This window comes from Desulfosediminicola flagellatus, assembly GCF_005116655.2.
Lineage (GTDB): Bacteria > Desulfobacterota > Desulfobulbia > Desulfobulbales > Desulfocapsaceae > Desulfopila > Desulfopila flagellata.
In genome coordinates this window covers 6,714,333-6,740,149 of sequence record NZ_CP050698.1, presented here as the reverse complement: position 1 = coordinate 6,740,149, position 25,817 = coordinate 6,714,333, and the positions used below count along the sequence as shown (strand labels likewise).

Genomic DNA, 25,817 nt, shown 5'->3' with positions numbered 1-25,817 from the left:
TAAACGATGAATACAAGAGACTTATCATGAGTTCTGATACGACTATCAACAGCACCACTGACAGTGAAACTGAAATCGTGCTTGCCATCGCCTCCGCTCTTCATCTTGAGCGGAATTTTGCTGAGGGAAGACAAACACTCACTTTCGATACACAGCGTGATGACACCCTCTGGTCATTTACCGGAAAACTGCAGCGACTCAGCAGCCGCAAAAACATACAGATTCGGAGCAGGAAGTGAAAAAGTACAGCTTAGCCATAAATGGCAATCCATATACCGTCAGAATTATTGAAGTTACTGCAGATATTGTAAAAGCGGAAGTCAACGGAGCAGAACATACAGTAGCTATCGAAGATATTGAGAACATAAACATGTTCCCTACAGAAACTATTGAGAGAAAGCCGGTACCGACTTCAACTCAGCCTACTGCTGCAAAACCTGCTTCAAATGGTGATTTTTGCAGCTTCGGTTCAGGCAATCTTAATGCACCGATCCCCGGTCAAATCATACTCATTGATGTTAAGCAGGGAGACAGCATTAAGAAAGGTGACCGATTGCTGATCCTTGAGGCAATGAAAATGGAAAACGTCCTGACTTCAATCCGCGACGGTGTTATAAAAGAGGTCTTGGTTGCAGAAGGTGAGGCAGTTACTCAGGACCAGCCTCTTATTATTTTTGAATAAAGCTCATCTGTTTTGATGGTATCTCAATTATCCCGTTCCCGGCAATTCTTTCTAATGCTGCAGGGAACGGGATGGTCTTAATTGTTCTGCCATATTCGTCCTTCCCATTTGCCAAAACGTTCGTAATGATCTTTTGGGCCGCGTATTCCAAGCTCTCCATTTTTTCCCCAGAGCCAGTGGTCAGCGATTTCCGGATACCGTTTCCAATACGCCTCAGCTCGCTGTTTTTCTACTTCAAACTGCGGTGAACGATAGAATAGAATATCATTTAGATAGTCGCGCTCGACTTCAATCTGCCGATTAAATACCGGAGAGTTGATAGCCTCGGGCAGCCAAACAGACCAGGCTAAGGTAATAATCAGAGCACTGAGCAATAGTCTGAAAATACGACTGCTTTTATGGATAGTGCTTTCCATAGCTTCTCCCGCCATTACCCATTAGTTATACTCTATGCTGGCAAGTCCGAATATTTCGTGCAGTAGCTCGCCTTCAGAATATGAAATATCGGTAAAACTGAATGTTTTCTTTTTCAAGATGTCCGGCAACATTACGTAGTCATACGAAAATATTTTGTTTTTCCCTAAGGCCTGGTTTTCACCTGGAAGATTTTGCGCCTTAAAATCATCTCTTATCAACAGAATACTCTTTCTTGCCAACCCACTCCCATAAAAGAATTCTTCAAACTCTGTAAACCATTCTAAGAAAGATTGATTGTCTTTCATGACCGTACTATCGACAGAGTACAGAAGGAAAAAGGGACTTTTTCCAACCTTTTTTTCGGCCAGCCAATAGAGCAGGTCAACCTCGTTATCCATTGTCGAAATGCCAGCCAGGCCTGCAGTAGATCCTTGAGTCCCAAACCCGCCAGCGGCTACTTCGTAACCACTATTTTTCAGACCGTTTATCATTTGCTGATCCAGTGACACGCTCATAGTTTCTTTCTCAGATTGAACAGCCACCTTGATCCATTCCTTATCTTCCAAAGACAATTCACTGGTATTTCCAGCCACTGCCAACACGACTACACAGACCATGTTATCGTGACGATATTCCCGATAAACAATGAGTATGAAAAACAAAAATAGTAGTACGATACCGCTAGTTAAAAATGACGTTCGAAACATTAGCTATCACCGGATAGATGAGGAGGGCTGCAACTTGCACATAGACAACGAACACGCCATGCCCCCTTCCGCCTGCCCCGTTCTTCAGCTCAGAAAACATAACCATTGCCGCTGTTATACACCCTGCAAGAGGGGCCAGCAGCCACAAGGGAATCACGCTCTTTCTATAGAACTGCAAGGGAACAATGAACATAATTAACGAAATAGAGAGTATCAGAAGAACCGGCAACCAATGTTTTACGTTATTATACCGATCAGATTTACAGTGCACCTGGGCACCGAGACAAGGCCTACTGAAAATCTCACCTGCACAGGCACCGGCAACTCCTGCAAGCGAATTAACACAGATATCACGTACACCATAGGTTCGTAATGGGTGCAGCCCCTGAAGCATCTCATCATGTACTCCAAAAAGGGCAGTTATTATACAGGTAAACCAGAAAAGATTGCCTGTTCCAACCGATAAGCTGAGCGTATATCTTACGAGGAAAGCCAGTAGCAGGTACTCTGCTACATGAATTCGTTTGACTGGAAATTTCGGATCAGGCAGAAAAAATGCCATCATGCAGAACAGGCAGGCCGCAAGCAGCCAGCCTGTTTTGATTTTCACAGGTATTTTTTGAGGAAGTCGGATTCGAACCAGCAAAGGAAGAGCGACCAAACCTGCAATCATGGCTACAAGCGGCAATTGGTCAGCCCAATTGCCGAGTAGATCTGAGACGCTTCGCCAAAGCGGATAGCTATTTGTAAAGATAACTACCAGCAAACAACAGAGCCCGTACAGTGATACAATAACCAGCCTGCCGACCTGCTTCGCACCCTGCTGCTCCACCGCATCCTCCCGGCTCTATCGTGGATTTATCAGTCCAGATTCGCCTGCTTTGCTGTCTCTGCCTCAGACAGGTGTTTACGACTGTTAGATGGATATTTGAGATATGGTAATATTATGTCGTTTTTATTACCGCCAGTCCCATCATAGGTAACCGACACCATGGGAACATCGGTTTTCTGTTCGATAAGGCCACGCATTGCCTCGGTAATAAGCGAAGGACAACATAACGCGGGACAGGTCTGAACAAATAACGACACATCCGGATAAAACTTTTTAATGTAATGAATCTTTAAAATATTATCCAGAGATTCACCGGTATTCTCGATAACGATACCATACTCAGCAAGGATTTCTGCAGGATCATCGTCATAGACATGATCAGGTTCATCGATAATACGTTTAAATATTTTAGCGTAGCTTTTTTCCCTGTGACGCATAGTTGCAAGCAGAGCTTTATAGGTAAGCACATTTCCAAACTTTCCTTCGTTGAACCACTTACGAAAATAGGTTGGCGCAACCATCTTGGCGTACTCACTATAGGGTGTCGTTATCGCTTCCCCGCCGTTCTCTTCGATAAACCGGATAAGATCCTGATTCATTACCCTATTATCCCGGGCATAGAGATCACCAAAAATCGCCACTTTCGGTTTATCGGATTTTTCAGTTTCAATCCACTCAAATTGAGCGACAACTTCTTTTAAAGCATCTTCTTTTTCAAGTTTTCCTTCAAAGGCATCAGAAAGAACCTTAATGCTCTTTTTCAGGATGCGATCTGTCTCCCCCTTATGCACCTCATGAGGACGAATTCTGCAGACTACCTTGCGCAGCATTCCGCCAAGCATATAGGCAAAATATGCGTTCATTGTTGCTCTGAGAGATATCTCTGAAAGCGAGAGTTGACCAACATAAACACCAGCCTCTTCCAGACCGTGTTCTGATATGATCTGCTTAATATGATGCGGGTACAATCTGATATTACATGCAAGAGTCGATTCATTTAACCAGAGTACACACTCCCTTGGTTCCAGACCATTTTTCTCCATGGTATGCATATAGCCCTGAGCCACAGCGTTTAACGGGATACATTGCCCACTGTTATGTTTCAGGCTCTCTCTGATAGTCTGATCTGTTTCCTCCATCAGATATACAGTATGACCTTCTCTTCGAAGCGTTGCAGCAAGCAGAGAGCAGGTGATATGATCCCAGTTGGGAAAAATCACATTTTTTCGGTTGAGTTCCTTATCAATACGCGGATTAACCAGAGTATAATCTACCGGCAGGAACTGATGTGTTTGTCCACGATGGTTGCGGAACGATCGAATAGCCGCCTCAATCCTTGTCTCGTAACCGACACTTGAGTCATGCTCATCAAGCTGAAGAACAAGATACGGCTTATTATGCTTATTCATCAGTGTCTTGAAGTATTCAATCGTGAAAGAATCGGGTGTACACATAAACGAGGTGAGAAAAACCGGGTAGATATTTTTCCTCTTGGCAATCACCTGAGTCGCTTCAAGAATCCGCACAGAATGTTTCCAATGCAACTCATCAAGAAGCGGTTGCAGTTCAGCCACCTCCTCCTGATCGTAGCGGAGCATATCCTGATAGTAGGCGCTAATTCCCAACTTTTGAAAAATACCAGGAATTCCTGCATTCATCGATTTTGATAGCACGGTATATGGCCGCCCGACAAAGACAACCTCAATATCTGCGTTTTCTGATACCTCATCCATAAGGCTCTTGAGTTGCCTATCGCAATCTTCTTTGAACTGCAGTGCCTTATCATAGGCCTGGGAAATATCCAGAAAGCTCCAACGATCAGGGGTTACCTGCTGCAGCATTCTATAAAGCTGCATTTTAGCGTGAAATGAGGTGTACAGATATCGTATAACCGGTCGCAATATCCGATCGTCCCCATTCGCTCCTGTTAATGCAGCAAGTGTAGGTAAGAACTGGGTATAATAACAGTACTGCCTTCTGGCATCCTTTGCCTTTTCTTCGAGATAGGTGGGCAGAAATACATAATCGCACTGTTGAAGCAGGTAATCCACATGCCCGTACATGGCAGTGATCGGTGCACAAAATTCGGCCTGAGCAATGTTTTTGCCACGTTGCACGCCATCTTTTAAACTATCACTGGTGATTACTGTAATTCCAAGTGTCGCAAAAAAGCTCTGCCATAAATGGAGATCTTCAATAAGATGAACTGCCGCCGGAATCCCAATTACAGGCCCGTCATTTTTTTGCTGCCTGACCCGAACGATATTTTTCCTGCTCTTTACAAGATCAAATGCCCCAGAATCTACATTAACGAAACTCTGTGTTTCATAATCGCGACCACAAAGAAATCCGTAGGCGACTTTTGTTCCGCGAACATCTGCAACACTGATTTTGCAATGATTGGTACAAAGATCACATACTTCATTGGTGATGGGTACCTGTTCCCGATAGAGTTCAAAGCCGACAAAACCTGTAGCACCCTGATATTCATCCAACAGTGTGAGGGCTGTTCCCAGCGCGCCTGTTAGATGGCAGAATTTAGAGACAAGGATGGGTCGCTGCAAACGCTGTTCAAATGCTGCAACCAATGCCTTGTTTCTGGCCGTTGCACCCTGAAAAAACACAGTACTGCCAATGTGTTTCTCTGTTGCCACCTTAAGCAGATAATTCTCACGAACAGCATGCAGGGCTGAGGCAAGCACCTCATTTACCGTATACCCTTCACTGAGATAATGGTTCATATCCCGTTCCATGAAAACGGTACAACGATCACTGACCATCGGTGCCCTGATATTTTCCGCACGTCCTGAATAGTCGCGCACATCACAACCGAGCTTAGCAGCCTGCTCTTCAATAAATGAGCCGGTACCTGCAGCACAGACCGAGTTCATAATTGAAGAGGTAACACGGCCATTCTGCAGGGTGGTAAATTTTGCATCCTGCCCGCCGATTTCGATAATTGTGTCTACTTCCGGATTCAGTTGATACGCCGCTCGTGCATGGGCAGTAATCTCATCAAGCATTGCATCTGCGCCGATTATCCTGCCGATAAACTTCCTGCCTGAGCCCGTTGTCCCGCATTGAATAACTGAAAAATCGACATCTTTTTTCCTGCGAATTTCATCAATGGCCGCAAATATTGCCTGTACCGCTACAAGAGGACGACCCGCTGTGCGTGTATAAAAACCGGCAACAACATCCTGCTGCTGGTCCATCAGGACAGCCTTTGTGCTTGTTGATCCGATATCAATACCAAGATATACAGGTATGCGATCCCCGGAAGAAAGCTGTTTATATATATCTACCTCGACATCAGGCCCGGGTTCTACAGTAGAGAGATACTGTTCGATACTATCAAACTCTGGATAATCCGAAAGAGTGAGGGAAAGCGGGGGATAATAATGCAGCTTTTGCTGCTCATCTCTCACAGCGAGTAATTCCCGGCTATTAGCAATTTCTCGAGATTCCAGAGAAACACTTCCGGTAGACATGTCGTCAAGCAGCAGGTAACACGCACCGATGGCCCCATACACATGACCATTATTCGGGACGATCAGTTTGGCACCAGTAAGATCAATAATATGGTTGGCCACCGCCTGATTCTTTGCCACACCTCCGCAAAACACGATATCCTCGGCACTATCCCCATCTACAAAAAGAGTATCAACGATATTTCGCGCAAGACCTCTGCAAAGTCCATCGCTGATTTCATCGAGTGCATACCCTTCCTGCTGGGCATGAATGAGATCCGTCTTGGCAAAAACCGCACAACGCGAGGCTATCTGCGGACACTTTCCGGTACAATTACAGGCAACCTCACTCAGGTCCTGAATACCTTTCAGGTTCAGGCGGGTTGCCTGCTGGTCCAAAAAGCTGCCTGTGCCGGCTGCACATGAAGTGTTGGCACGGCTGCCAAGATAATTTCCGTCTGCGGTAAAACTTGCCAGACTGAATTTTTCACCACCTACGAGTAATAACCGGCGCATCTCAGGATGCAGTTCTTTGGCTGCAGCAATGGTTGCAACTTCATCACTGTACCGATTGTCAGCCATGATATCTGAAGGAGTCGAAACTGTAGCAACAACATGGTCAATTGAGGAAATATCAATATCTGTGAGCAACGAAACCAGTGTCTCAGCAACCTCACCCTTATGAAAAGCATACGCGGTCTTACACACGTCTCTCTCATCTGTTACCACAGCCACACCAACTGCCACAGAACCAACATCAATACCCAGTAGTTTTCTTTCAGCCATTACCTATCCCTGTTTCGTTCTAAATAAATCAGTATTGAGTTCTGTTTATCAGACATTACAGTTTGTCCTGGACTTCCTGCCAGAATTGTTCAACGCCATTTTTCCACCCCTCGAGGTACACTCGAAAATACTCGTTAATACCATCAGGGGTCACCGCCATAAGAGCATTCCTCGCCTTCTTGAGGCTGAAATAGTCTCCGAACACCTCATCTTCAACAACCTTATCAAAATCTGACCAGCCAAGGGCGTACATCAGGTCTTCATAGTGGGCTGTTTTTGCCCAGACCACACCATCACTTTTGCCGGAGTCATAGTAATTCCCCTCCGACTGCATTTTCTCCTGGCGCAGCCGGTCAACGATCTGATTCAAGTCTAGATCTTCACGTATGCGTTTCTGTAAATCTTCTTTGCGCTGGATTGCTTCTGTTACAGCATCCTGAAACATTTTTGATAGATTGAACGACTCACGCCATTCCTCCATCTTTTCGTGCAGCATATCCGGAATACTCACTGTTACTTTCTTCGCCATATCTATCCCCCAAAATTAATACGTATTGCATATTGAATACGTATCACCAGAGGCAACACGTGTCAATTCCAAATTGCCAACATTTATCATTTACATTCGGCAATATAAGAAGTGCAAAACCTCAGCCATTCACATTCCAGCAGATCTGACCAATACGTATATTATGAAACAATACGTACTCACGTGATTAATAAGACCAATCTGGCTATTCAGGAAGTTATCCCAGAACATGAATTTTGGTCCAAATTGAGACATTTTCGAAAAATACGCACAATAGATTTATGAACATGTACATTTTCAAACTAATTGCGTACAAAGGTTGCTCCAGAAAGCCATTCCATGCTACAAGGTCGGTTTCGACTCTCCTCCATGCCGGTAATTTCAACAGGCAGGCGCGAAGATCATCAGGAGCTCATAATGCAGCCAGTAAAAAAATACTCAGGTCATATTCCCTCAATCGCCCTGATTGCCGCAATGGTGCTCTGGGCGAGTTCATTCATAGCCCTGAAGATTGCCTTTCGTGGATATGACCCGATGGTTGTTATTTTTGGTCGTATGTTTGTTGCCAGCCTCTGCTTTCTGGTGGTTGGAAAAAGGCTCGCCCAATCCTTAGACTATCGCCGTGGTGATTATAAGCTGATCGGCTTCATGGCATTTTGTGAACCCTGCCTCTACTTTATCTTTGAAGCTAAGGCCATTGAAAACACCACTGCCTCCCAGGCTGGCCTGATAACAGCAATGCTGCCGATACTGGTTATGGCAGCTGCATGTTTTCTTCTCAAGGAAGTAGTAAAGAAACGTGCATGGTTCGGTGCTACAATTGCAGTAATTGGTGTCTGCTGGCTCACAGCGGAATCAACCCCGACAGCTGATGCTCCCAATCCTATTCTAGGTAATTTCTACGAATTCCTTGCGATGGTCTGTGCCACTGGTTACACCATTTCGCTTAAAAAACTGACCAGTCGATATTCGCCGTTTTTCCTTACAGCCATGCAAGCTGTACTTGGAAGCGTCTTTTATCTACCTCTGCTTTTTCTGCCGACAACCGAAATGCCTCACAGTTTCGAGTTGGTACCATTTATTGCGATTCTCTATCTCGGTGGAGTTATCACTCTCGGTGCATACGGATTGTACAACTTCGGCTTAAAACATGTTCCTGCAAGCCGAGCTGCAATCTATGTTAACATGATCCCTGTCTTTAGCGTGATTCTTGGATGGGCGATACTCGGAGAAACACTTTCCGGATCGCAAAGTATTGCGGCTATGGTTGTTATGGTAGGTGTCGTTCTCAGTCAGTACGAAAAAAGCAATTAACAGTGGCAATGGTACATGTAAATTTACACGTTGCTCATAGATGATCTGGTTATTGTTTCTGTCTCATGGCAATCACCTTGAAAAATTCAGGGTGAATTCTTCCACGGGAATAACTTCAGCTAGCTGAATATGGATATTAAAATCATTATGCAGCAAAGCAGTCACCTTTACTACCGTTCCCGGCATAGTAAGCGGTGCACCCGAAGGTGTTACTAACCCTTCAAAATCAAGCTCTAAAATCCTGCCAAGTAGCTTCCTGGCATTTTCAGGATTTGAGCTATGCATATCAAAGCTCACACCGTTTCTGGATATATCAGCAAGAGATCCCCGAATATTTTCCTGTGATCGTTTTCCATCCTCCAAGCGTATATATGCCCGCAAATTTCCACTAACCTTTATCCGTGGAAACTGTCGTTTTTCAATATGTTTAGAAGACATCAACTGTTTAGCTCTTGAGTTTTTGCTACAATAATCCTCAAGGAAACGTTCCAGTCCGGGACAAACATCCTTCCATGTATGCATCATGGATCTTTCAAGATACCTGAGCTGAACATCAGTCTTACATCCGGCAGAAAATGTCGGGGTCGAATGTGAAAAGAATGTTTCATCACCAGCCACATCTCCTCTGGAAAGATCTCCGATAAAAATACGATCCTTCCCCCGCGTGTGAAAGAGTGCGAGCCGACCTCTGTCTATAAACAGCAATCTGGCAATCGCTTTTCCCTGACGAATTAGAATCTTGCCAGATGGTACATTTGCGCTTCGAGTGCTATAGAAGAGACAGTTCGTTTCTTCCTGAGTCAATTGGCTATAGAGTGAATCCCAGATAGTGATGTGGTCAGGATCAAGCTTGAGGGTTTTCTGTTCTTCGATGCATGTCGCCGATTGTATGATTTCTTTTAATGCAGTCGGGTGTTGCTCCAGCAAAACTTTATGCCAGTGTTCGGCCTGAGAGAACTCACCAGCTAAGGCCAGTCGCTCAATTTCTCTGGAAATTTTTTCTGTCTTACTATCCTGCACCATATTCATTCCCGCTCATTTATCGTTCAATGCAACCCGCACTATCTATCAGTTCGACAGCTCAATCCAATAACGATACATTACAGATACAATTACGCCGCTTAAGATCATTGTCAAAATCATACTTCTCACCAAAAGATACTATGCTTCAGCACATAGCCCCCCACCATTACTTCAGAAATAGGCAAGGCAAGCGAGAACTTCGACGAACGTGTACTGTGGTTGGAAATTCAAAGGGTTTTTCGAAATTTTGGCAGGCGTATTGTGAACGTTGTACCTTCTCCCAGGCTTGAGTCAACTGTAATTGAGCCACCATGCTTATCATGAACAACGTCAAAAGCTATTGCAAGCCCCTGCCCTGTGCCGGTCCCCACCTCCTTGGTGGTAAAAAACGGGTCGAAGATCTTATCGATAATATCCGGGTGAATCCCCACTCCTGTATCTGTTATTTTTACAACAACATTTTCCTCATCATGCGTTGTAACAATACCTATACATCCTTTCTCTTTTTGCTCTGAATTATTATGCAATGCAGCTATTGCGTGGGCAGCATTAACAATCATTGTAAGAATCACCTGTCCTATTTCATCTGCCAGACATACAACGGGAGGCAAATCGGGATCCAGATCGAGTTTCAGCTCCGCATCGTATTTCCACTCATTTCGTGCAACAGTAACTGTTGTGTCGATTATTCTGTTAAGATTTGCTTCCTGCATCTCTTTCGATCCCGGATTAGAAAAATCTTTCATTGCCTGCACAATCCGGGTTACCTGCCTGATGCCTTCGCGGGTTTGTTGTATTGCAGCCGGAATCTCATCTTCAAGAAATTCCCAATCTGCATCTGCCAGCAGAGAATAGATCTTTTTTCCAAGGTCACTATCTTTAATGGCCGGATCTTTCAGCATAGCTGTTACTGCTGTAGAAATATCGGAAAACGCCTCTTCGAGAAAATCGACATTTGAACCTATATATTGGGTAGGGGTATTTATTTCATGGGCAATCCCGGAAGCTAGCTGCCCTACAGACTCAAGCTTTTGCGATTGCAATATACGCGTCTGCAACTCAGTCTCTTTTTTTTGTGCAGCGATTCGCTCTGAGATATCCCTTGCATGCAGGACAGACCCGGAAACCCTTGAATCCCATAATTCATAGAAGGGCAACACTTTTACTTCATAGTACTTCCCTGATTTTTGACTAAAAAACTCACTTGTTATAGGCTCTTCTGTTTCCATAAGGAGATTATGCGGGCAGGAATCAGCAGTTCTTCCCTGGCAATTATCAAACAGACACAACCGCATATCAACAGCATCAGCAGCATCAACTCCAAGAGCTTCAGCCATCGCCGCGTTTAAGCGGATTATCCGGTGATCCCTTGTATACAGAACTATCGGGTCTGGCAGGAAATTGACTGTTTCCTCCCATTCCTGTTTTGATTTCAGCAACTGCTCTTCAATAATCTTTCGTATCCTGAGTTCCTCTTCACGCTCCTCTGTTCTTGCCCGCTTAGTTTGTTCAAAAAGTTGCTGATACCTTTCCGCCATCTGCATCAACTTACGCTTTTCGAGTACAGATTCTATACAGTGCAACAGCAGGTCATAGTCTATTATCGGTTTTTCAAGATAGTCCCAGGCGCCACTGCGAAGTGCCCGCAAAACTGCCTCAAGAGTTCCTGCTCCTGATATGACAATTACCGGTAGTCGTGGTCGTGTCTTTACGGTTTCTTCAAGGAGCTGAAAACCATTCACTTTAGGCATATTGAGGTCTGACAGCACTACATCCGGGCTCAATTCCTTCAGTTTTTCCAGAGCTTCTTCACCATCAACAGCAAAAGAGACCTTGTACCCGGAGCGTTCAAGAAACATTCCCAAAGGCACACGTACAAACTCTTCGTCTTCAGCTATCAGGATGTGAGTTTGTTTACTCATATATGTATCCGGTGATAATTCTACACAACATGAACCCGGAACCCGAATATCTGGATTTTCAGGCCATTCCCAGTAATCTCCTGTAAGCTTATCGTATCAGATGCACTTTTCCAAGCGCCCGGGGGCAGGTAATTGTTTAGCCTTACCCGCAACATGTACTGATTTGAAGCAAAAATGCTCTATCCAGCCAACTCCCCGGACGCTGTCCAGTGGTAAACATTTTTTCTCAAATCGAAGAATTTCGAGAAGAAGCATCGCATTCATACATTTGATATTTGGGGAATTATTGTTGCAAAAATCACGAGGAGCTGGGGAGGATGGCCTTTGTTCCAAACTCTTCGTTATTACCAAAAAACAATGCTCACAATATCAAACATATGACTGCGCTTGTTTTTTGAAAATGTTTTGATTTTGGCCCAAATGCCTATTCTCGGACAAAGTCCTAGATACGAAGACAATTACTGGATCTGTAAAAAACAGAAGTACACCATTTTCTGGTGCTAAGTGGACCAAGCCCCCAGAAATCAAGGCGCTTAAACCCCTTTGCCTGAAGGTAATCATACCCTTCCAGATACTCTTCTCTATCAGCATTATCCCAGAGGATAACACCATTATCTCTAAGTGATTGCACACCGTTTATGGCGCACTTCACTCTCTCCCGACCATCTAAAACCAGAATATCAAAGGTCTTTCGATAATGGGTAATTTCACGTGCATAATCTTCACTGCCACCTTTGCATCGTCTGAAGATATAGGTGATCTGTTCAGGCACAATCGTGCGAAATTTCGCATACCACTCCTTATCATGTTCACAGCTGACAAGTTTATACACTCTCTCACTCCACCAAAGAGTCGAGTTGCCACTGCCATATTCAAAAACAGCCATTGAATGGCACACTCTTTCACGCAAAAAATCAAGAGCGGGATAGGTCAACCACGGGATAGGTTGCCGATTTGCATCAATCACTTCTCCACACTCCATCGAACACAACCATCCAGACTGCTTGAGGTAGCTGGGTGAAGTTAGAAATGCTCTCAATATTTTATCACTGTTTCTTACATCCATTACTGCTCCCAGCCTGCTTGATACTCTTCCCGTTTATTCAATAGTATTTTTAGTGTTCCCCTCGGGCCGTTGTATATCCAGCTGCAATAGTGATGTGTATTCGCCAGCAAGATCAGGCTCGCCAAGGCACCTGAGCATAAACCTGCGTATCTCATCACGTAATTCTATTGCTGCACGCCAGTTTGATCCTGTAGGGTTGCATGGTGAACCAATAGTAATCTGAATTCTGCCCCTGCGCGGAAACCATGACCCGCCCCGCAACACATTGCGCGAGCCCTTGATCACTATCGGTACTATCGGTAACATCTCATCGCAGGCAAGTACAAATGCCCCCATATGAAATGGCAATAATCCCGGCATCCTCTGCAAGGTTCCCTCGGCAAAAAACAGCGGCCGCATCCCTCTGTTAATCCCTCTGTCAATTTTCTCAGTATCCTCCTTCCCCTGAGCTGCATCGAATCTGTCCACCAGAAATACACCGAGTTTTTTTAAGGCAGGAGCGAGGAAAATATTTTTGGCCAGCTCAGCTTTGGCCACAAAATTGACATATTCAGGCAGCACACCCGTCAGGATAATAGAATCAAGGTAACTCATATGATTACTAACGAGGATACACTGCTTACCATCGGGATAATTCTCTCTCCCCTCCACAGTAACAGTAATCCCAGCCATCCTGCATAGTAGCCTCACCATTGCTCCAGCGATCCTCCAGCAGCTTTTCCCGCCTGGCATTATCATCATAAGGCACCAGACAACTACTCCGCCGATCCCCAGGATAATCCAGCAATATGCAGCATAAAAAAACGCGCCGATTTGATTAATTGACCGTTTTACCGTAGGCAGAACAGAAGCAAGCCCCATGCGCAACAGTTGTAAGCGTACCGTTGCTTTTTTTCGGCCAATAAGGCCGGACTCATATACCTGCCTGCATGCCGAACGGCGGATCTTCCCGCTTGAGGTTTTGAGCACTGTTCCAGGAGGACTGATAACTATTTCATCCGGCCCCATGCCTGTCAATTGCACCGCTATTTCGTTGATCTGTTTTTTAAAAAACTGCACATCTTCTTTGTTCTTTTTTCGAGATTCAGCAAGCACCACCAGTTTTTCTGCAGATTCCTTATCCTGACTGGCAAAGACCGCCGTGCACCCTTTACGAATACCATCAATATCCCCAATTGCGTCTTCGAGTTCATGAGGGTAAATATTTCTTCCGCCACGGATAATTATATCTTTCTGCCTGCTTGTAAGAAACAATTCTCCTGCTGCAACATATCCTAAATCGCCAGTCTCAAGCCAATCTCCACAGAACAGCTTTCGGGTTTCATCCTGATTTCTAAAGTAGCCGCTCGTTGCTGACGGACCTCTAAATTGCAGCCGTCCCTCTTTTCTTTCCGGCACTTCACGGTTCTGATCATCTACCACTCTTACTTGATGACCGGGGAGAGGTCTTCCCGAAGAAATAAATTCGAGAACAGATGGGTCATTTTCCCCAGCAGGTAGGGCTCTACCCGAACTCGTGAATTCCTCACGCCTGATCAGGTCAATCTTCACCCCGGTACCAGGTGATGGAAATACAAGGCCGACAGACGATTCCGCCAGTCCATAAACAGGGGCAAGTACCCCTTTTTTTAGACCATATGACCTAAACCGCTTCTCAAACCGTCGCATCGTTGCAGGAATAACAGGTTCCGCCCCGTTAAATGCCATCCGCCATGAACTGAGATCCAGGCCATCAATATCCTTGTCTGTAAGTCGGGTCGCGCATATTTCATAACCAAAATTCGGGGATGCTGAGAGCGTTCCACCAAAACGCTCTATAGTGCGAAGCCAACGTTGTGGTCGAGCCAGAAAGGAGAGTGGTGACATTACTATCAGACGGCAGCCGTGGCACAGACTGCCGAACCATGCACCAATCAGCCCCATATCATGGTAAAGCGGCAGCCAACTGACAAAAACATCATCGGCGCTCACCTTGCATACCCTTCCCATTGCCCTAATATTGGCAAGCAGGTTTACATGAGTCAGAATGACCCCTTTAGGATCACCGGTACTACCGGAAGTATACTGTAAAAATGCGATATCCTGCTCTTGGTGACTGAGCGGAATTTGCTCGATATGCTCTGAATAAAGCTCGTTAAGAGTAAGGATAGTTGTAAGTTCAGGCACCTGACTCATAATAAGCCGTGCAACCGGTCGAACTTCTGAAACTGTTATAAGAATCTTTGCACCTGCATTAGCAAGTATTTTTCGATGCCTTCGAACATGCTCCTCAATCTGAGTAGGTCGCGCCGGAGGATACAATGGAACTGGAATTGCGCCACAATAGAGCGCTCCGAAAAAGCTGTAAAAATAATCAGGACAGGTGGGAAGCATAATTGCTACAGTATCACCATATCCAATGTTCATTTCACGAAGCCTGGTAGCGACCTTTAAGCTCTCCCGCTGCAGCATGCCATAACTTATAGGCAGTTCTTCCTCACCATCTAGAAAAAGAATATGACCGGCTTCAGGCTGGAGTCGAGCATGTTCACCAAGGACATCAATCAGTGTTGAGGCACCCGAAAGTCCAATTTTACGGCGACTGGCGACAGTGTCATTCCCCGCCCTCCGCTCTTTAACTACCGTAACCTCAAGCGGATGTGCATGCTGAAGTGCTCTCAGCAGATCACGCACCGTCTCAGCTGCAACCATTGAATTTTCAGACAGTCGCACACCATACTCGTTTTCCAGACGACTCAGCAGTTCCATCCTGGCCAGGCTGTCAAGGCCGAGATCGTGATCCAATCCGCTGTCCAGAGTTATCTCAGTGTAACGGGAAGCATCGGGATGCAGCTCCTGCATCAAACCGGTGACAATCTCCAACAGAAAATCAGCGCTCTGTGTCCGTTCCATTTCTCACCTGAAAATTTTACAAAATCTTAAAAGATCCAGCTCGAATTGCGTAGTCACCTCTATACAACACCATCAGAAAGCAACACATATAAATCAGAATTACAGCGACATTACTCAAACCTCTTCACTAAAATACGACTAAATTTCCATACTCACGCCATCAGACCGGTTAGCGGTCTTCAACTTTCAATAAAAGGAGCGCACCTGCAATAAAGAGAAAGAGCAGACTGAGAACTCCCCAACGTGTATGCCCCGTAAGATGTCCAACCACACCCATGAGAAACGGGCCGGTTATTGCGGCAAATTTACCAAACACATTGTAAAAACCAAAAAACTCTGCACTTTTATCTGCAGGAATCAACCTGGCATAATAACTGCGGCTCAGCGCTTGAATCCCACCCATAGAGGATGCCACAAGAAAAGCGATAAGCCAGAAAAGTGCAGTTTTCAAGCCGATATCACTAATGGAAGGTAATAAAAACCCAATTAAGGTAGCCAGACAATAGACACCGATTCCTGCAAGGAGCATTCTTTTAGTCGAAAACCGACTTGCAAGCCGTCCAAAGAGCAGAGCAAATGGAAAAGCCACAACCTGAATAAAAAGCAGCACTACAATCAACAAAGTAACGCCAAATCCCAGATCTCGACCATAGGCCGTTGACATACTAATTATGGTACCAACTCCGTCAATATAAAAGAAATATGCTGCAAGAAAGAGGAACACCTGCTTATGCTTGCGTATATTCGTAAGTGTTTTGAAAAGGCGTGAGAAACTATCCCGAACCGGCGTCTCAGAGACAGGGATTCCATGTGTCTGGTGGACATTTTTTAAAAGGGGGATCGAAAACAACAACCACCAGACTGCTACAACCGCAAATCCGATTTTCACTTGACCAATAGGTAACCCATCCGACATTCCTGCTAAGAGAATAAGGGAAATAACAACCAGAAAAGGGATAACACTACCGATATAGCCCCAGCCATAGCCCCTCGCTGAAACAGCATCCAGCCTCTCGGGAGTAGTCACATCAGTAATAAAAGCATCATAAAAAACATTAGCACCGGCCCAACCGACCCGTGCCAGAACAAACAACACCAGACAGAGCAACCACTGTCCTTCGCTGACCGAAAGAAGTGCCAGGGTAAAACACAGCCCAAGCACCATGAAACCTGAGAAAAAAAGTTTTTTCTTCTTTTTGTAATCGGCCATCGCCCCAAGTACGGGTGCCAGTATCGCAAGTATCAACGATGCTGCAGAATTTGCAAATCCCCAGTTTGCTGTTGAAGTTGCGGCAGGTATTCCGGCTGCAGCATAATCCTTAAAAAAAATAGGCATAATTGCTGTAACCATTATCAGCACAAATGCGGAGTTTCCGACGTCATATAACACCCAGGAGCGCTCGGTGGCCGACATTTTCATATTACCTGTGTTTTTCATTGTCACCCTAAAAGAATTATCCCGTTTCTCCCCGAAATCACGGTGCATCGATCGGAATCGAGGTATGCGGGAATTTTACCACAGACACACAGCTGACATTCCTCTTCTGCGTATAATAAATATTGTAACCTCGTATCTTCAGTTTACCGCAATACCCTGAAAAAGGTCAGGCATTATTAGAATCTTATGGATGGGCCGGTAATAGACGATGGAGTTACAGGCACACATACCTGATACACATGACGGTCCAATGAGATAGCGCTGCGGCTTGATCAACCAGCTCTGCATGCATATATAGCGCAGTTACATGAACGGGTGATCAGTCGCCAATTTGCAGCGACCACAAGTAAATACTTTAAAATGCAAAAATGAATTATCAAAAAATCGAAAAAGAGATAAGTATATCGACATGAGAATCAGTTGTAATTAATCTCTGCTCAAATGGCCCAGTTTTCATAATTTTTATCATTCCATAAAACTCACATTTCTCCCTTCAGGAGGCGTTGCATGAATGCCACACTTGAGAAGTATCAACACGAAGTACATCTCAACCTCAATGTACGTGGTCTCCCACTTTCTCCTACTCTTGCTATCAACGAGCTAAGCCGGGAGCTTCTCAAGCAGGGAAAAGATGTCTACAAACTCGGCCTCGGGCAGTCACCTTTTCCGGTACCCGAACCTGTAGTTCAGGCACTTCGCGATAACGCCGGCCAGAAGGATTATCTATCAGTCAACGGACTGGAGGAACTCCGGCAATCAATTGCACTCTATCTTCACCATAAGCATCAGCTTCATTATCAATGGGAGAATATACTTGTCGGACCCGGCTCCAAAGAACTCATGTTCCTCCTGCAACTGGTCTACTATGGAGATCTTGTCATTCCTATCCCAAGCTGGGTTTCCTACGCACCCCAGGCCCACATAATCGGCAGGCCGGTCCGCTGGGTACAAACCAGCCAGGAAAGCGGCTGGCTCCTGACTCCCGATGACCTTGAGGAACTCTGCAGAAAAGACCCCACGAAACCGCGCATCCTTATTCTCAACTATCCCAACAACCCGACAGGCAGAAGCTACCCGGATGAGATGCTGAAAGAACTGGCTGCCACCGCCAGAAAATATCATGTTATTCTACTTTCTGACGAGATTTATGGTGAGTTGAATTTTAGCGCCAGCCATAAGTCTATTGCCAGATACTATCCTGAAGGAACTATTATCAGCGGTGGCTTGAGCAAATGGTGTGGTGCAGGAGGATGGAGACTTGGCCTCTTTGCATTCCCTAAGGAACTTGAATGGCTTCAGCAAGGTATGGCTGCTGTCGCATCAGAAACATTCACATCAACCAGTGCCCCGATTCAGCATGCTGCTATAACTGCATTCCAGGGCGGTCAATGGCTTGAAACATACCTTGCCCAATCACGCAGAATCCTCCATGCTCTCAGCGAGTATATTTGCAGAAACCTACAGGAAGCCGGTGTTAAGGTAACTCCTGCCGAAGGAGGATTTTACCTCTTCCCTGACTTCACTCCGTTCACTGACTTGCTGGCTTCACGCAACATCACAACCAGTGAAGATCTCTGCAACAGGATTTTAGAAGAAACAGGTGTTGCCATTCTTCCAGGAAGTGCTTTTGGCATGACCCCCCGTGACCTGCAGGCAAGACTCGCCTTTGTCGACTTTGATGGTGAAAGAGCACTGAGAGCTCTTGAAAATCAATCGATGAGCAAACCTCTCTCAGATGAGTTTCTCCAAACCTATTGCACACGTATCACTATAGCCATTGAGAAATTGACAGCCTGGCTCAAGTAAAGAGGCTTCATCCCGAAACGAGGAGTTTTCATGTTCACCGAGGCACTCTCGATAGCTTTTACCACAGCCATATACATGAAATTGGAGTCTATGCTAACCTGTGAGGAAAATTTTTTAAGAGCAATGAGGTAAGCGAAGACTCCGAGAGTTAGATAGAAAGAACAGTTTTCGAGTGGAAACTACATAGGACTTTAGCCTGTAGTTGTAATACGTTTGAGCGGTACAATGAGGGAGCGGTACGTTACGCTATCCCGCCCCCTCTTATTTATGTTGCATAACCATCTAATATCGCGATACAATGACATCTCACCCCTCATAATAAATTCATGTGACCGGCAATTTCCAATACAGGAAGAACTGAACTACAGTTGCTATTCAAGCCTATTACTGACAGATATGATAAACAATATACTCATTGTCGACGGTGACCGGACCATGCTTCAAACTCTGACAGGATTGCTCAAGTGTCAGGGAGGCTTTCTTGATATTCACACGGCTACAGACAACAAAATGGCACTTGAAATGGTGCAAACCGTGCAAATACGTGTAGTCATCACAACGCTACGAGCCGAAGAACCTTCCCGGTTTGAACTTGTAACCAGACTGAGCAGAGAATATCCTTCAATAAAGGTCATGGTCATGACCAATAATGCTCAGCCACTGTTGCGTGCTAAGATCAGCAGAATCCCCTCTGTGATTCACCTTGACCAGACACACGACATTAGCATGCTCACCAAACGTGTGTTCACTGAATTACAGATCGATTATGGTGGTCATCTCCGTGGTATTAATCTTTCAACTTTTCTACAGATGATGGAACTCGAGGGCAAAACCTGTACTTTGCAAATCACCTCAAAAGATAACGTTGGCTACCTCTGGGTTCAGAAAGGTCAGTTACTCGCTGCCAGGGAAAATCTTTCGACAGGAAAGGACGCTGCTTTACAGATAATGTCGTGGAAAAATGTCTTTATTGACATCGATTATTCACCACAGACTATAAAGCCCGAAATTTCTATTCCGCTCATGATGCTTATTATGGAAAGTGGTCAACTCGATGATGAGAAAAACCACACTATGAAAAACAGCAGGGTGCATAGACGGTACGATCTCCTGATTGCCCTTGATTATAATGCAAAAAATGTACAAAGACACTGTTCCTTGCGGGATATCAGTCTAGGTGGGGCCTATATTGAAACAGATCAGGAACTCAATATGGACCAGACACTTACATTAACCCTCACCTCTCCCAAACTCAAATCACGTTGTACCATCGATGGCACCGTGGTTCGCCAGGACACCCACGGGGTAGGCATCAGCTTTAAACTTCGAAGTCTGCAGCAACGGCAGATGATCCAGGCTATGATCAGTGGCAGTATTAAGGGTGATGAAAAAGCGACTCCCCCTCAAATAACAGGTATCTGACCACATGCTTTTAGCTAAACCGTTATCTGCTACCCTGGTAAAATCGATATGATCCGCGCCCTCATTTTCGATATGGACGGCACGCTGGTTGATTCTGAAATTCTCCATTACGAAGCGTGGAAAGAAACTCTTCATTTTTATGGTGTAGAATCATTTTCCTTTGAAGATTTTGCTGCATACATCGGTGTAAGCAACGAAAAACTCGCCGAAGACCATATCAATAAGCATGCTCTTTCAACGAATGTATCTGAGTTATTGAAGATTAAGCAGCGACTCTACCTGCAACGAATACCCAGAATTGAGATTCTTCCAGGAGTCCGTGAAATTTTATCCAGATATCACAACCAATACTTCCTGGCAATTGCCTCATCATCAGATACAATTGAATTGCAGGCGATTCTTGATACGTTACACCTTGCTCACTATTTCGATCATGTTGTCGGTGGAAACGATGTCATCCGTAAAAAGCCCGACCCCGAAATATACCTGCATACCTCTGAGTTGTTAGGAGTTGCCCCACGTGAGTGTGTAGTTTTTGAAGATTCAGAACCCGGGATTTTAGCTGCTAAGGCTGCCGGAATGATCGGGATAGCAATACCTAACAACAAACTTACCGGGTCAGATTACACAAAAGCGGACACAATTATCTCACGCATTGATCTCGCCGATGATACCCTGCTCTCAGAGATAACCGGCCCAAATGCGTTCTAACGTTATACGAACACCGTAAAACACAAAACACCAAAAGTTCCAGACATATGAATTTCTGTTCCAACTGCGGATCTCAAATAAGCAAAGGCATACCTGAGAATGAAGACAGGGAGCGGTATTACTGCACAAACTGTGGAGTAATACATTATCAGAACCCCCGCGTGGTCGTGGGATGTATCCCTGAATGGCATGGGAAGATATTACTCTGTCTTCGTAATATAGAACCACGACGCAATGCGTGGACACTCCCTGCAGGCTATCTTGAAAATGGTGAATCTGCGCTGGAAGGAGCCCGACGGGAAACATGGGAAGAGAGCAGAGCGATAGTATATGATCTTGTACCGTACTACCTTGCAGACCTTATCGGAGTAGACCAACTCTATATGATGTTCCGTTGCCGCTTATCCGAACCAAACTTTGAGACAACGCGTGAAAGCAAAGATGTGCGCCTTTTTGCTGAAAAAGATATCCCCTGGGATAACATTGCCTTCACCGTAATCGCACAGACTCTTAAGAGATATTTCGCAGATCGGGCGAACGGTGCCTATGTCTTTCGAAATGAACAATTAACCACTCATCCTAAACGTCGCAGGAATTAAGTGAGCTCTTTGCTAATTTACGGCAATTATCCACCTGCAGTGTAAAACCGACCCTCCCTGATTCTGTAATTTCTCTTCCATGCGTATAACTACGCTCGTCAAAACGCACCAATCCATCTTCAGTTATGCTGACCACTGCTGAGGATCTGGTTCCATAATCAGAGCTGTGTATGAAAAGCGGGCTGAGAATCCTCTCCCAGGTAAGCCCGACTCCCGTCTCAGGCAACTCAGCGTCATCTGGAATGAATGAATCGGTAAGCATCTTGAAAAGGGCTTCGATATCAATATGCGATCTACTTTCAATACACTCCTGAAATAGCTTCTTCCCTCTGGTAACTTTTGGCCAGTCACTATCCAGCAGGTGGTTTGACAAACCATAGATTCCCGGTTCAAGCTTCTCTATTTTAGTCGTAATGTTAGAATAGGAAAAAAGATTGTCATTATCTGCGAGCAAAAGATTGAATCCGTTGTATTGCGCTGCCTCCCTGTTTAGGCAGGAAAGAAAATCCTTTGCAGATTCAGCCGATCGCAAATAATCCAGTATGATTTGACCACGGGACGGTGCCGCAGGCATCACCCTGGCTGGATCCCTGAAATTGGTAATTGCTCCCATCCGGCCATCTTCTGCTATTGCCAGCCAGGTTCCGCCACTCCGCAGATCTTTACCACAAAGGATGCCATCATCGTCATAATGGTAGGCAAGAGGCGCAGTTGGCCTCGCAAGAAATTCATCGCGATTGCCTGTAAGCACCAGCCTGTAACCGGGGGCATGTCTAAAAGAAAAGAGAATTAGGCACATAGGCAATCAATCCTTTTGTGGCCAGACGGCGTCAATTTCTTCATTAACAAGATAGCAGAACCTATTCCACTCAAACTCTTTGTGTGAAATTGGACATCGGAGCGTTACAGTTTTCTCAGAAATTGCTGCGACCTCCCAGTCCCCGCGTCGGCGTTTCCCTTCTATTCTGATTTTTTGCCCCACCGTAAACGGATACTGTTGAAAAACTGCAACATTATGTCCCATTGAACTCTCCTTCATTGTGACTGCAAATTTTGCCTTCATTCAACCCAGAAAAGATTATACTCCAATGTGATAATCAATAGTTCATCTTAACCGGACAAACAGTGCAAAAACAACACAATAACAAAACGAAATTCATCTTCTGGGAAAAAACATTCAGTCGTCGACGAAAATATTACCGGTTTATCGTCCTTGCGTTTTACAATACAAACGTTAGGTTTAAAGAATAACCAATACTAAGAAAACATTAACATCCAGAGTTGATTATGCCATCACCACCAACTGCAGCAGTAGCCATAATTCGAGTCACTGAGCCTGAAGACAGCTTCCTACTCTTGCGTCGCAGCACCAATCCTGGTGACCCGTGGTCCGGTCATTTTTCATTTCCCGGCGGCAGGCGCGAGAAAATCGATAGTGATCTGATGGAAACCTGTAAACGAGAGACCTACGAAGAAACCGGCATTACTCTTCCAGCAGAATCAGTTCTAACAAAGCTTCCTCCGAGCCTCGCTGGCAGCAGGGTAAACTCCCCAATCCTGGTGCAGCCATTCGTATTTCAGCTCGAGAAAAGACCGCAGCTTGAACTGGACCAGGAAGAGATACAGAGTTACTGCTGGCTCACCACTCGTGACTTTCAGAATAAGAGACTGCATGTGGAAGCCGAAGTGCTTCCCAATCGGTACTTCCCAGCCTTTCCGCTGGAAGATTACTACCTTTGGGGATTTACGTATGGGTTACTGAAAAACTTTCTTGATATTTAGTGCACGACCGAAAACCGCAATTTTCCTCAACTTCTTCGCTCAGGCACTATTTAGATTGCATTTACAGCTACATGAGCATTTCCAGTACCCGGAAAAGCTTCTCATAACCACACATTACTCAGATTCAGCAGTCTCTTTCAAAAACACTCGAAGAAACGTGATGTGCTGTAACATATAGCGGCTGGCGCTCTCACCATCTTTGCATTTTATTGCGTCTAGAATTTTGAAATGCTGCTGATCAATGATGCCGAGATTCCTGTTTTTTTCATACAACAGGGAATGCAGTTTATTTATTCCATGAAACATATAGTCATAAAAACGCCTGGTCAGATCGACATGAACTGAATTATGGGTCGCATAAGCAATACCCATATGAAACTTCATATCGGCATCTTTCGCCCGATCACGGTCTGGCTGCCAGTCATTCATCTCAGAAAAAGCCATTTCAAGAAAAGTTATATCCATCTCGTTGGCCCGCTCTGCGGCCAGAGCAACCCCCTGGCATTCAAGCCCGATACGCACCTCCATCAATTCATCAAGAGACGATTGTCCTGGTGACATCACATAGGCAAACGGATCGGCAGGATCTCTCGCTTCGGGAAGCTTAACAAATGTGCCCTGACCTTTACGATTTTCCACATACCCCATCCCCACAAGCTCTGCTATGGCCTTGCGTACAGATGAGCGGCTGACGCCCATAATTTCGGCGAGTTCACGTTCTGAAGGAAGTCTTTCACCTATTTTCAGCTCTCCACGGTAGATACTTTCGCGTAGCTGTTCAAAGACCAGATCCGAGATCTGCTGTTTCCTGATTGGTGCAAACGGCATTGTAATTACGTTATTTATGGGTTTATGGACACACGCCACGCTGTTACCGTGGTGAAGTTCGGAAGAAAATGGTGCTTTTCCAACAAGCCCCCACCTTACTTCAATTACTGAAAATTACAAGTTCAGGGCAACCTCACACGATCAGCTACCACATGAGTCACACTTCGTCTCATTAGTGCCTGAACAAAAACCTGCTATTTTTTTCAAGTTCAAGGCGGGCGATAATTTTAGCCGAATGAATACACAAAGTATCTCGGAGTCTCGTACCTCGCTTACCGGAGTCGTAAAAGTGGCGGCCAACGAAGAAATTGGAACTGTTGGCGGATTTGGCCAGGCACTATATAGCATAACTCATCTAATTCCCCTATCCAGTTCACCCCTACCATAGCTTTTTCCAGTTGGACTTCATAGTGATTCCATGGCATAGATGCACGGCATTAATAATTATTTACCCATCTCAGGAGACCTGACATGAACAAAACACTATTTACAGCCATGATGCTGGCCGTATTTATTCTCCCACTCTCACTCTCAGCAGCAATGCAGAGCGATGTGCGCAAGGGACTTATAACCGCTAAGGCTCTGGAACAGGAACTGCAAAACAGCACGTCAAGTCAGCTTGTTATTGAAGTCGGCTGGGGTGGACCCGAAGATTACTATAACAAAGGACATATTCCGGGCTCTTTCCATGTAAACACTGACGAATTAGAATATGACACATTCAAGGCACGATCGACAACCAAACCTGAAGAACTCGGCAGAAGCACAACAGCTGAGGAAGACCTGGCAAAAGGGTTGAGTTCTGACGATACATTGCCAGCTAACTGGTGGAATATCTATCCCGACCAATTCCTCCTTCCAGCCCTAGCTAACATGGGTATTACCATCGACAGTTCAGTTGTCATCTATGCCAAGGATCCCACAGCCGCTGCCCGCCTTGCATGGACCTTGATGTATGCCGGAGTAGATGATGTACGATTGCTTGATGGTGGACTGGAAAGCTGGAAAAAAGCTGGCTTTCCTGTAAGTACAGAAGCTACTGCTCGAAAGCCTGTAAAGAGTTTCGGCACCAATAAGCCATTACACCCTGAATATCTGGTTGATATTCCATTTGTCCGGACCGCCATAAATTCAAACAGTGATGACTTCATCCTGGCGGATATTCGTACCAAAAAAGAATATGACGGCATATCTGCACCTTACTCCTATATCCCTTCCAAGGGCCGCGTAAAAAATGCGCACTGGGGCAAGGCTGGAGACGGTCCATGGTCTATGGAAAACTATGTCAATGCAGATGGAACATTCAAATCGACAGCAGAAGTTGCAATCATGTGGGCAGAGAATGGCATCACTGCAGACAAACATGTTGCCTTCTACTGTGGTACCGGCTGGAGGTCTAGTCTCGCCTTCTATTTTGCCCATATGATGGGCTGGGAAAACATCAGCAACTTTGACAGCTCCTGGTACGAGTGGAGTCTTGGACCAGACGCTAAAAAGAATCCAGTTCAATAGGCCCACTGCTCCGGGGAGGTCATTTTCTTCTTCTGCCTCCTCGGAGCGTTTTGGGTTTCATACTCTTTCACTTCCTTCC

The 25,817-nt window shown here is 45.2% G+C and carries 22 protein-coding genes; 9 read left to right on the top strand and 13 right to left on the bottom strand.

What is annotated here, in order from left to right; translation table 11 throughout:
* Positions 1-26 precede the first annotated feature (26 nt).
* Both FCL46_RS27875 and FCL46_RS27870 read left to right on the top strand, forming a co-directional pair.
* Entirely contained in the window at positions 27-239 is a 213-nt protein-coding gene (locus FCL46_RS27875) for a hypothetical protein (protein ID WP_136808089.1), read from the top strand.
* A complete protein-coding gene (locus FCL46_RS27870; RefSeq protein ID WP_136808090.1) occupies positions 236-682 on the top strand; it encodes a biotin/lipoyl-containing protein in 447 nt (148 codons plus the stop codon). The genes FCL46_RS27875 and FCL46_RS27870 overlap by 4 nt, the downstream gene beginning before the upstream one ends.
* Before the next feature lie 77 nt (positions 683-759).
* Here the strand turns inward: FCL46_RS27870 and FCL46_RS27865 are convergent, their stop codons facing one another.
* From FCL46_RS27865 to FCL46_RS27845, 5 genes are read right to left on the bottom strand one after another with little or no spacing between them, the layout of a single operon-like run.
* Positions 760-1,098, bottom strand: a complete 339-nt coding sequence (locus tag FCL46_RS27865; RefSeq protein ID WP_136808091.1) for a hypothetical protein — start codon at positions 1,096-1,098, stop codon at positions 760-762.
* 21 nt (positions 1,099-1,119) lie between these two features.
* Entirely contained in the window at positions 1,120-1,806 is a 687-nt protein-coding gene (locus tag FCL46_RS27860; protein ID WP_136808092.1) for a hypothetical protein, read from the bottom strand.
* Positions 1,781-2,638 (bottom strand): VanZ family protein, encoded by an 858-nt coding sequence (locus tag FCL46_RS27855; protein WP_136808093.1) that lies wholly within the window; start codon positions 2,636-2,638, stop codon positions 1,781-1,783. The genes FCL46_RS27860 and FCL46_RS27855 overlap by 26 nt, the downstream gene beginning before the upstream one ends.
* Before the next feature lie 29 nt (positions 2,639-2,667).
* Positions 2,668-6,894, bottom strand: coding sequence for an acyl-CoA dehydratase activase (locus FCL46_RS27850; protein WP_136808094.1), 4,227 nt, complete (start codon positions 6,892-6,894; stop codon positions 2,668-2,670).
* 55 nt (positions 6,895-6,949) lie between these two features.
* Positions 6,950-7,423 (bottom strand): hypothetical protein, encoded by a 474-nt coding sequence (locus tag FCL46_RS27845; RefSeq protein WP_136808095.1) that lies wholly within the window; start codon positions 7,421-7,423, stop codon positions 6,950-6,952.
* A 417-nt stretch (positions 7,424-7,840) separates the two neighbouring features.
* On the opposite strand from FCL46_RS27845, the gene FCL46_RS27840 reads away from it, so the two are divergent.
* Positions 7,841-8,737 carry a DMT family transporter gene (locus FCL46_RS27840; RefSeq protein ID WP_136808096.1) on the top strand — a complete coding sequence of 299 codons (897 nt, stop codon included), beginning with the start codon at positions 7,841-7,843 and terminating at the stop codon, positions 8,735-8,737.
* Between the two features lie 72 nt (positions 8,738-8,809).
* On the opposite strand, the gene FCL46_RS27835 is transcribed toward FCL46_RS27840, so the two are convergent.
* The 5 genes from FCL46_RS27835 to FCL46_RS27815 form a co-directional block, all read right to left on the bottom strand.
* Positions 8,810-9,766, bottom strand: a complete 957-nt coding sequence (locus FCL46_RS27835) for a cyclic nucleotide-binding domain-containing protein (protein ID WP_136808097.1) — start codon at positions 9,764-9,766, stop codon at positions 8,810-8,812.
* 221 nt (positions 9,767-9,987) lie between these two features.
* Positions 9,988-11,682 carry a response regulator gene (locus FCL46_RS27830; protein WP_136808098.1) on the bottom strand — a complete coding sequence of 565 codons (1,695 nt, stop codon included), beginning with the start codon at positions 11,680-11,682 and terminating at the stop codon, positions 9,988-9,990.
* A gap of 442 nt (positions 11,683-12,124) precedes the next feature.
* Positions 12,125-12,748 (bottom strand): O-methyltransferase, encoded by a 624-nt coding sequence (locus FCL46_RS27825; protein ID WP_136808099.1) that lies wholly within the window; start codon positions 12,746-12,748, stop codon positions 12,125-12,127.
* 33 nt (positions 12,749-12,781) lie between these two features.
* The gene (locus tag FCL46_RS27820) at positions 12,782-15,640 is read right to left on the bottom strand and encodes an AMP-binding protein (RefSeq protein WP_136808100.1); all 2,859 of its coding nucleotides are present in this window, start codon (positions 15,638-15,640) and stop codon (positions 12,782-12,784) included.
* 169 nt (positions 15,641-15,809) lie between these two features.
* Positions 15,810-17,078: an MFS transporter gene (locus tag FCL46_RS27815; RefSeq protein WP_217909535.1), complete on the bottom strand. Its 1,269-nt coding sequence runs from the start codon at positions 17,076-17,078 to the stop codon at positions 15,810-15,812.
* A 507-nt stretch (positions 17,079-17,585) separates the two neighbouring features.
* Between FCL46_RS27815 and FCL46_RS27810 the strand changes: the two genes are divergently transcribed.
* From FCL46_RS27810 to FCL46_RS27795, 4 genes are all read left to right on the top strand, one after another.
* Positions 17,586-18,884: a pyridoxal phosphate-dependent aminotransferase gene (locus FCL46_RS27810; protein WP_136808101.1), complete on the top strand. Its 1,299-nt coding sequence runs from the start codon at positions 17,586-17,588 to the stop codon at positions 18,882-18,884.
* 396 nt (positions 18,885-19,280) lie between these two features.
* The gene (locus FCL46_RS27805) at positions 19,281-20,306 is read left to right on the top strand and encodes a PilZ domain-containing protein (protein ID WP_167505904.1); all 1,026 of its coding nucleotides are present in this window, start codon (positions 19,281-19,283) and stop codon (positions 20,304-20,306) included.
* A gap of 48 nt (positions 20,307-20,354) precedes the next feature.
* Entirely contained in the window at positions 20,355-21,017 is a 663-nt protein-coding gene (locus FCL46_RS27800) for an HAD family hydrolase (RefSeq protein WP_136808103.1), read from the top strand.
* 47 nt (positions 21,018-21,064) lie between these two features.
* Positions 21,065-21,616: an NUDIX hydrolase gene (locus FCL46_RS27795; RefSeq protein WP_136808104.1), complete on the top strand. Its 552-nt coding sequence runs from the start codon at positions 21,065-21,067 to the stop codon at positions 21,614-21,616.
* Here the strand turns inward: FCL46_RS27795 and FCL46_RS27790 are convergent.
* Both FCL46_RS27790 and FCL46_RS27785 read right to left on the bottom strand, forming a co-directional pair.
* A complete protein-coding gene (locus tag FCL46_RS27790; protein ID WP_136808105.1) occupies positions 21,597-22,415 on the bottom strand; it encodes an NRDE family protein in 819 nt (272 codons plus the stop codon). The two genes, FCL46_RS27795 and FCL46_RS27790, sit on opposite strands and share 20 nt — an antisense overlap.
* Positions 22,416-22,421: 6 nt before the next feature.
* Positions 22,422-22,640, bottom strand: a complete 219-nt coding sequence (locus FCL46_RS27785) for a hypothetical protein (protein WP_136808106.1) — start codon at positions 22,638-22,640, stop codon at positions 22,422-22,424.
* A gap of 263 nt (positions 22,641-22,903) precedes the next feature.
* Here FCL46_RS27785 and FCL46_RS27780 point away from each other — a divergent pair, with 263 nt between their 5' ends.
* Positions 22,904-23,398, top strand: a complete 495-nt coding sequence (locus FCL46_RS27780) for an NUDIX hydrolase (protein ID WP_136808107.1) — start codon at positions 22,904-22,906, stop codon at positions 23,396-23,398.
* A 114-nt stretch (positions 23,399-23,512) separates the two neighbouring features.
* On the opposite strand, the gene FCL46_RS27775 is transcribed toward FCL46_RS27780, so the two are convergent.
* Positions 23,513-24,226, bottom strand: coding sequence for a FadR/GntR family transcriptional regulator (locus FCL46_RS27775; protein WP_136808108.1), 714 nt, complete (start codon positions 24,224-24,226; stop codon positions 23,513-23,515).
* Positions 24,227-24,697: 471 nt separating this feature from the next.
* Here FCL46_RS27775 and FCL46_RS27770 point away from each other — a divergent pair, with 471 nt between their 5' ends.
* The gene (locus FCL46_RS27770) at positions 24,698-25,738 is read left to right on the top strand and encodes a sulfurtransferase (protein ID WP_136808109.1); all 1,041 of its coding nucleotides are present in this window, start codon (positions 24,698-24,700) and stop codon (positions 25,736-25,738) included.
* Positions 25,739-25,817: the final 79 nt, after the last annotated feature.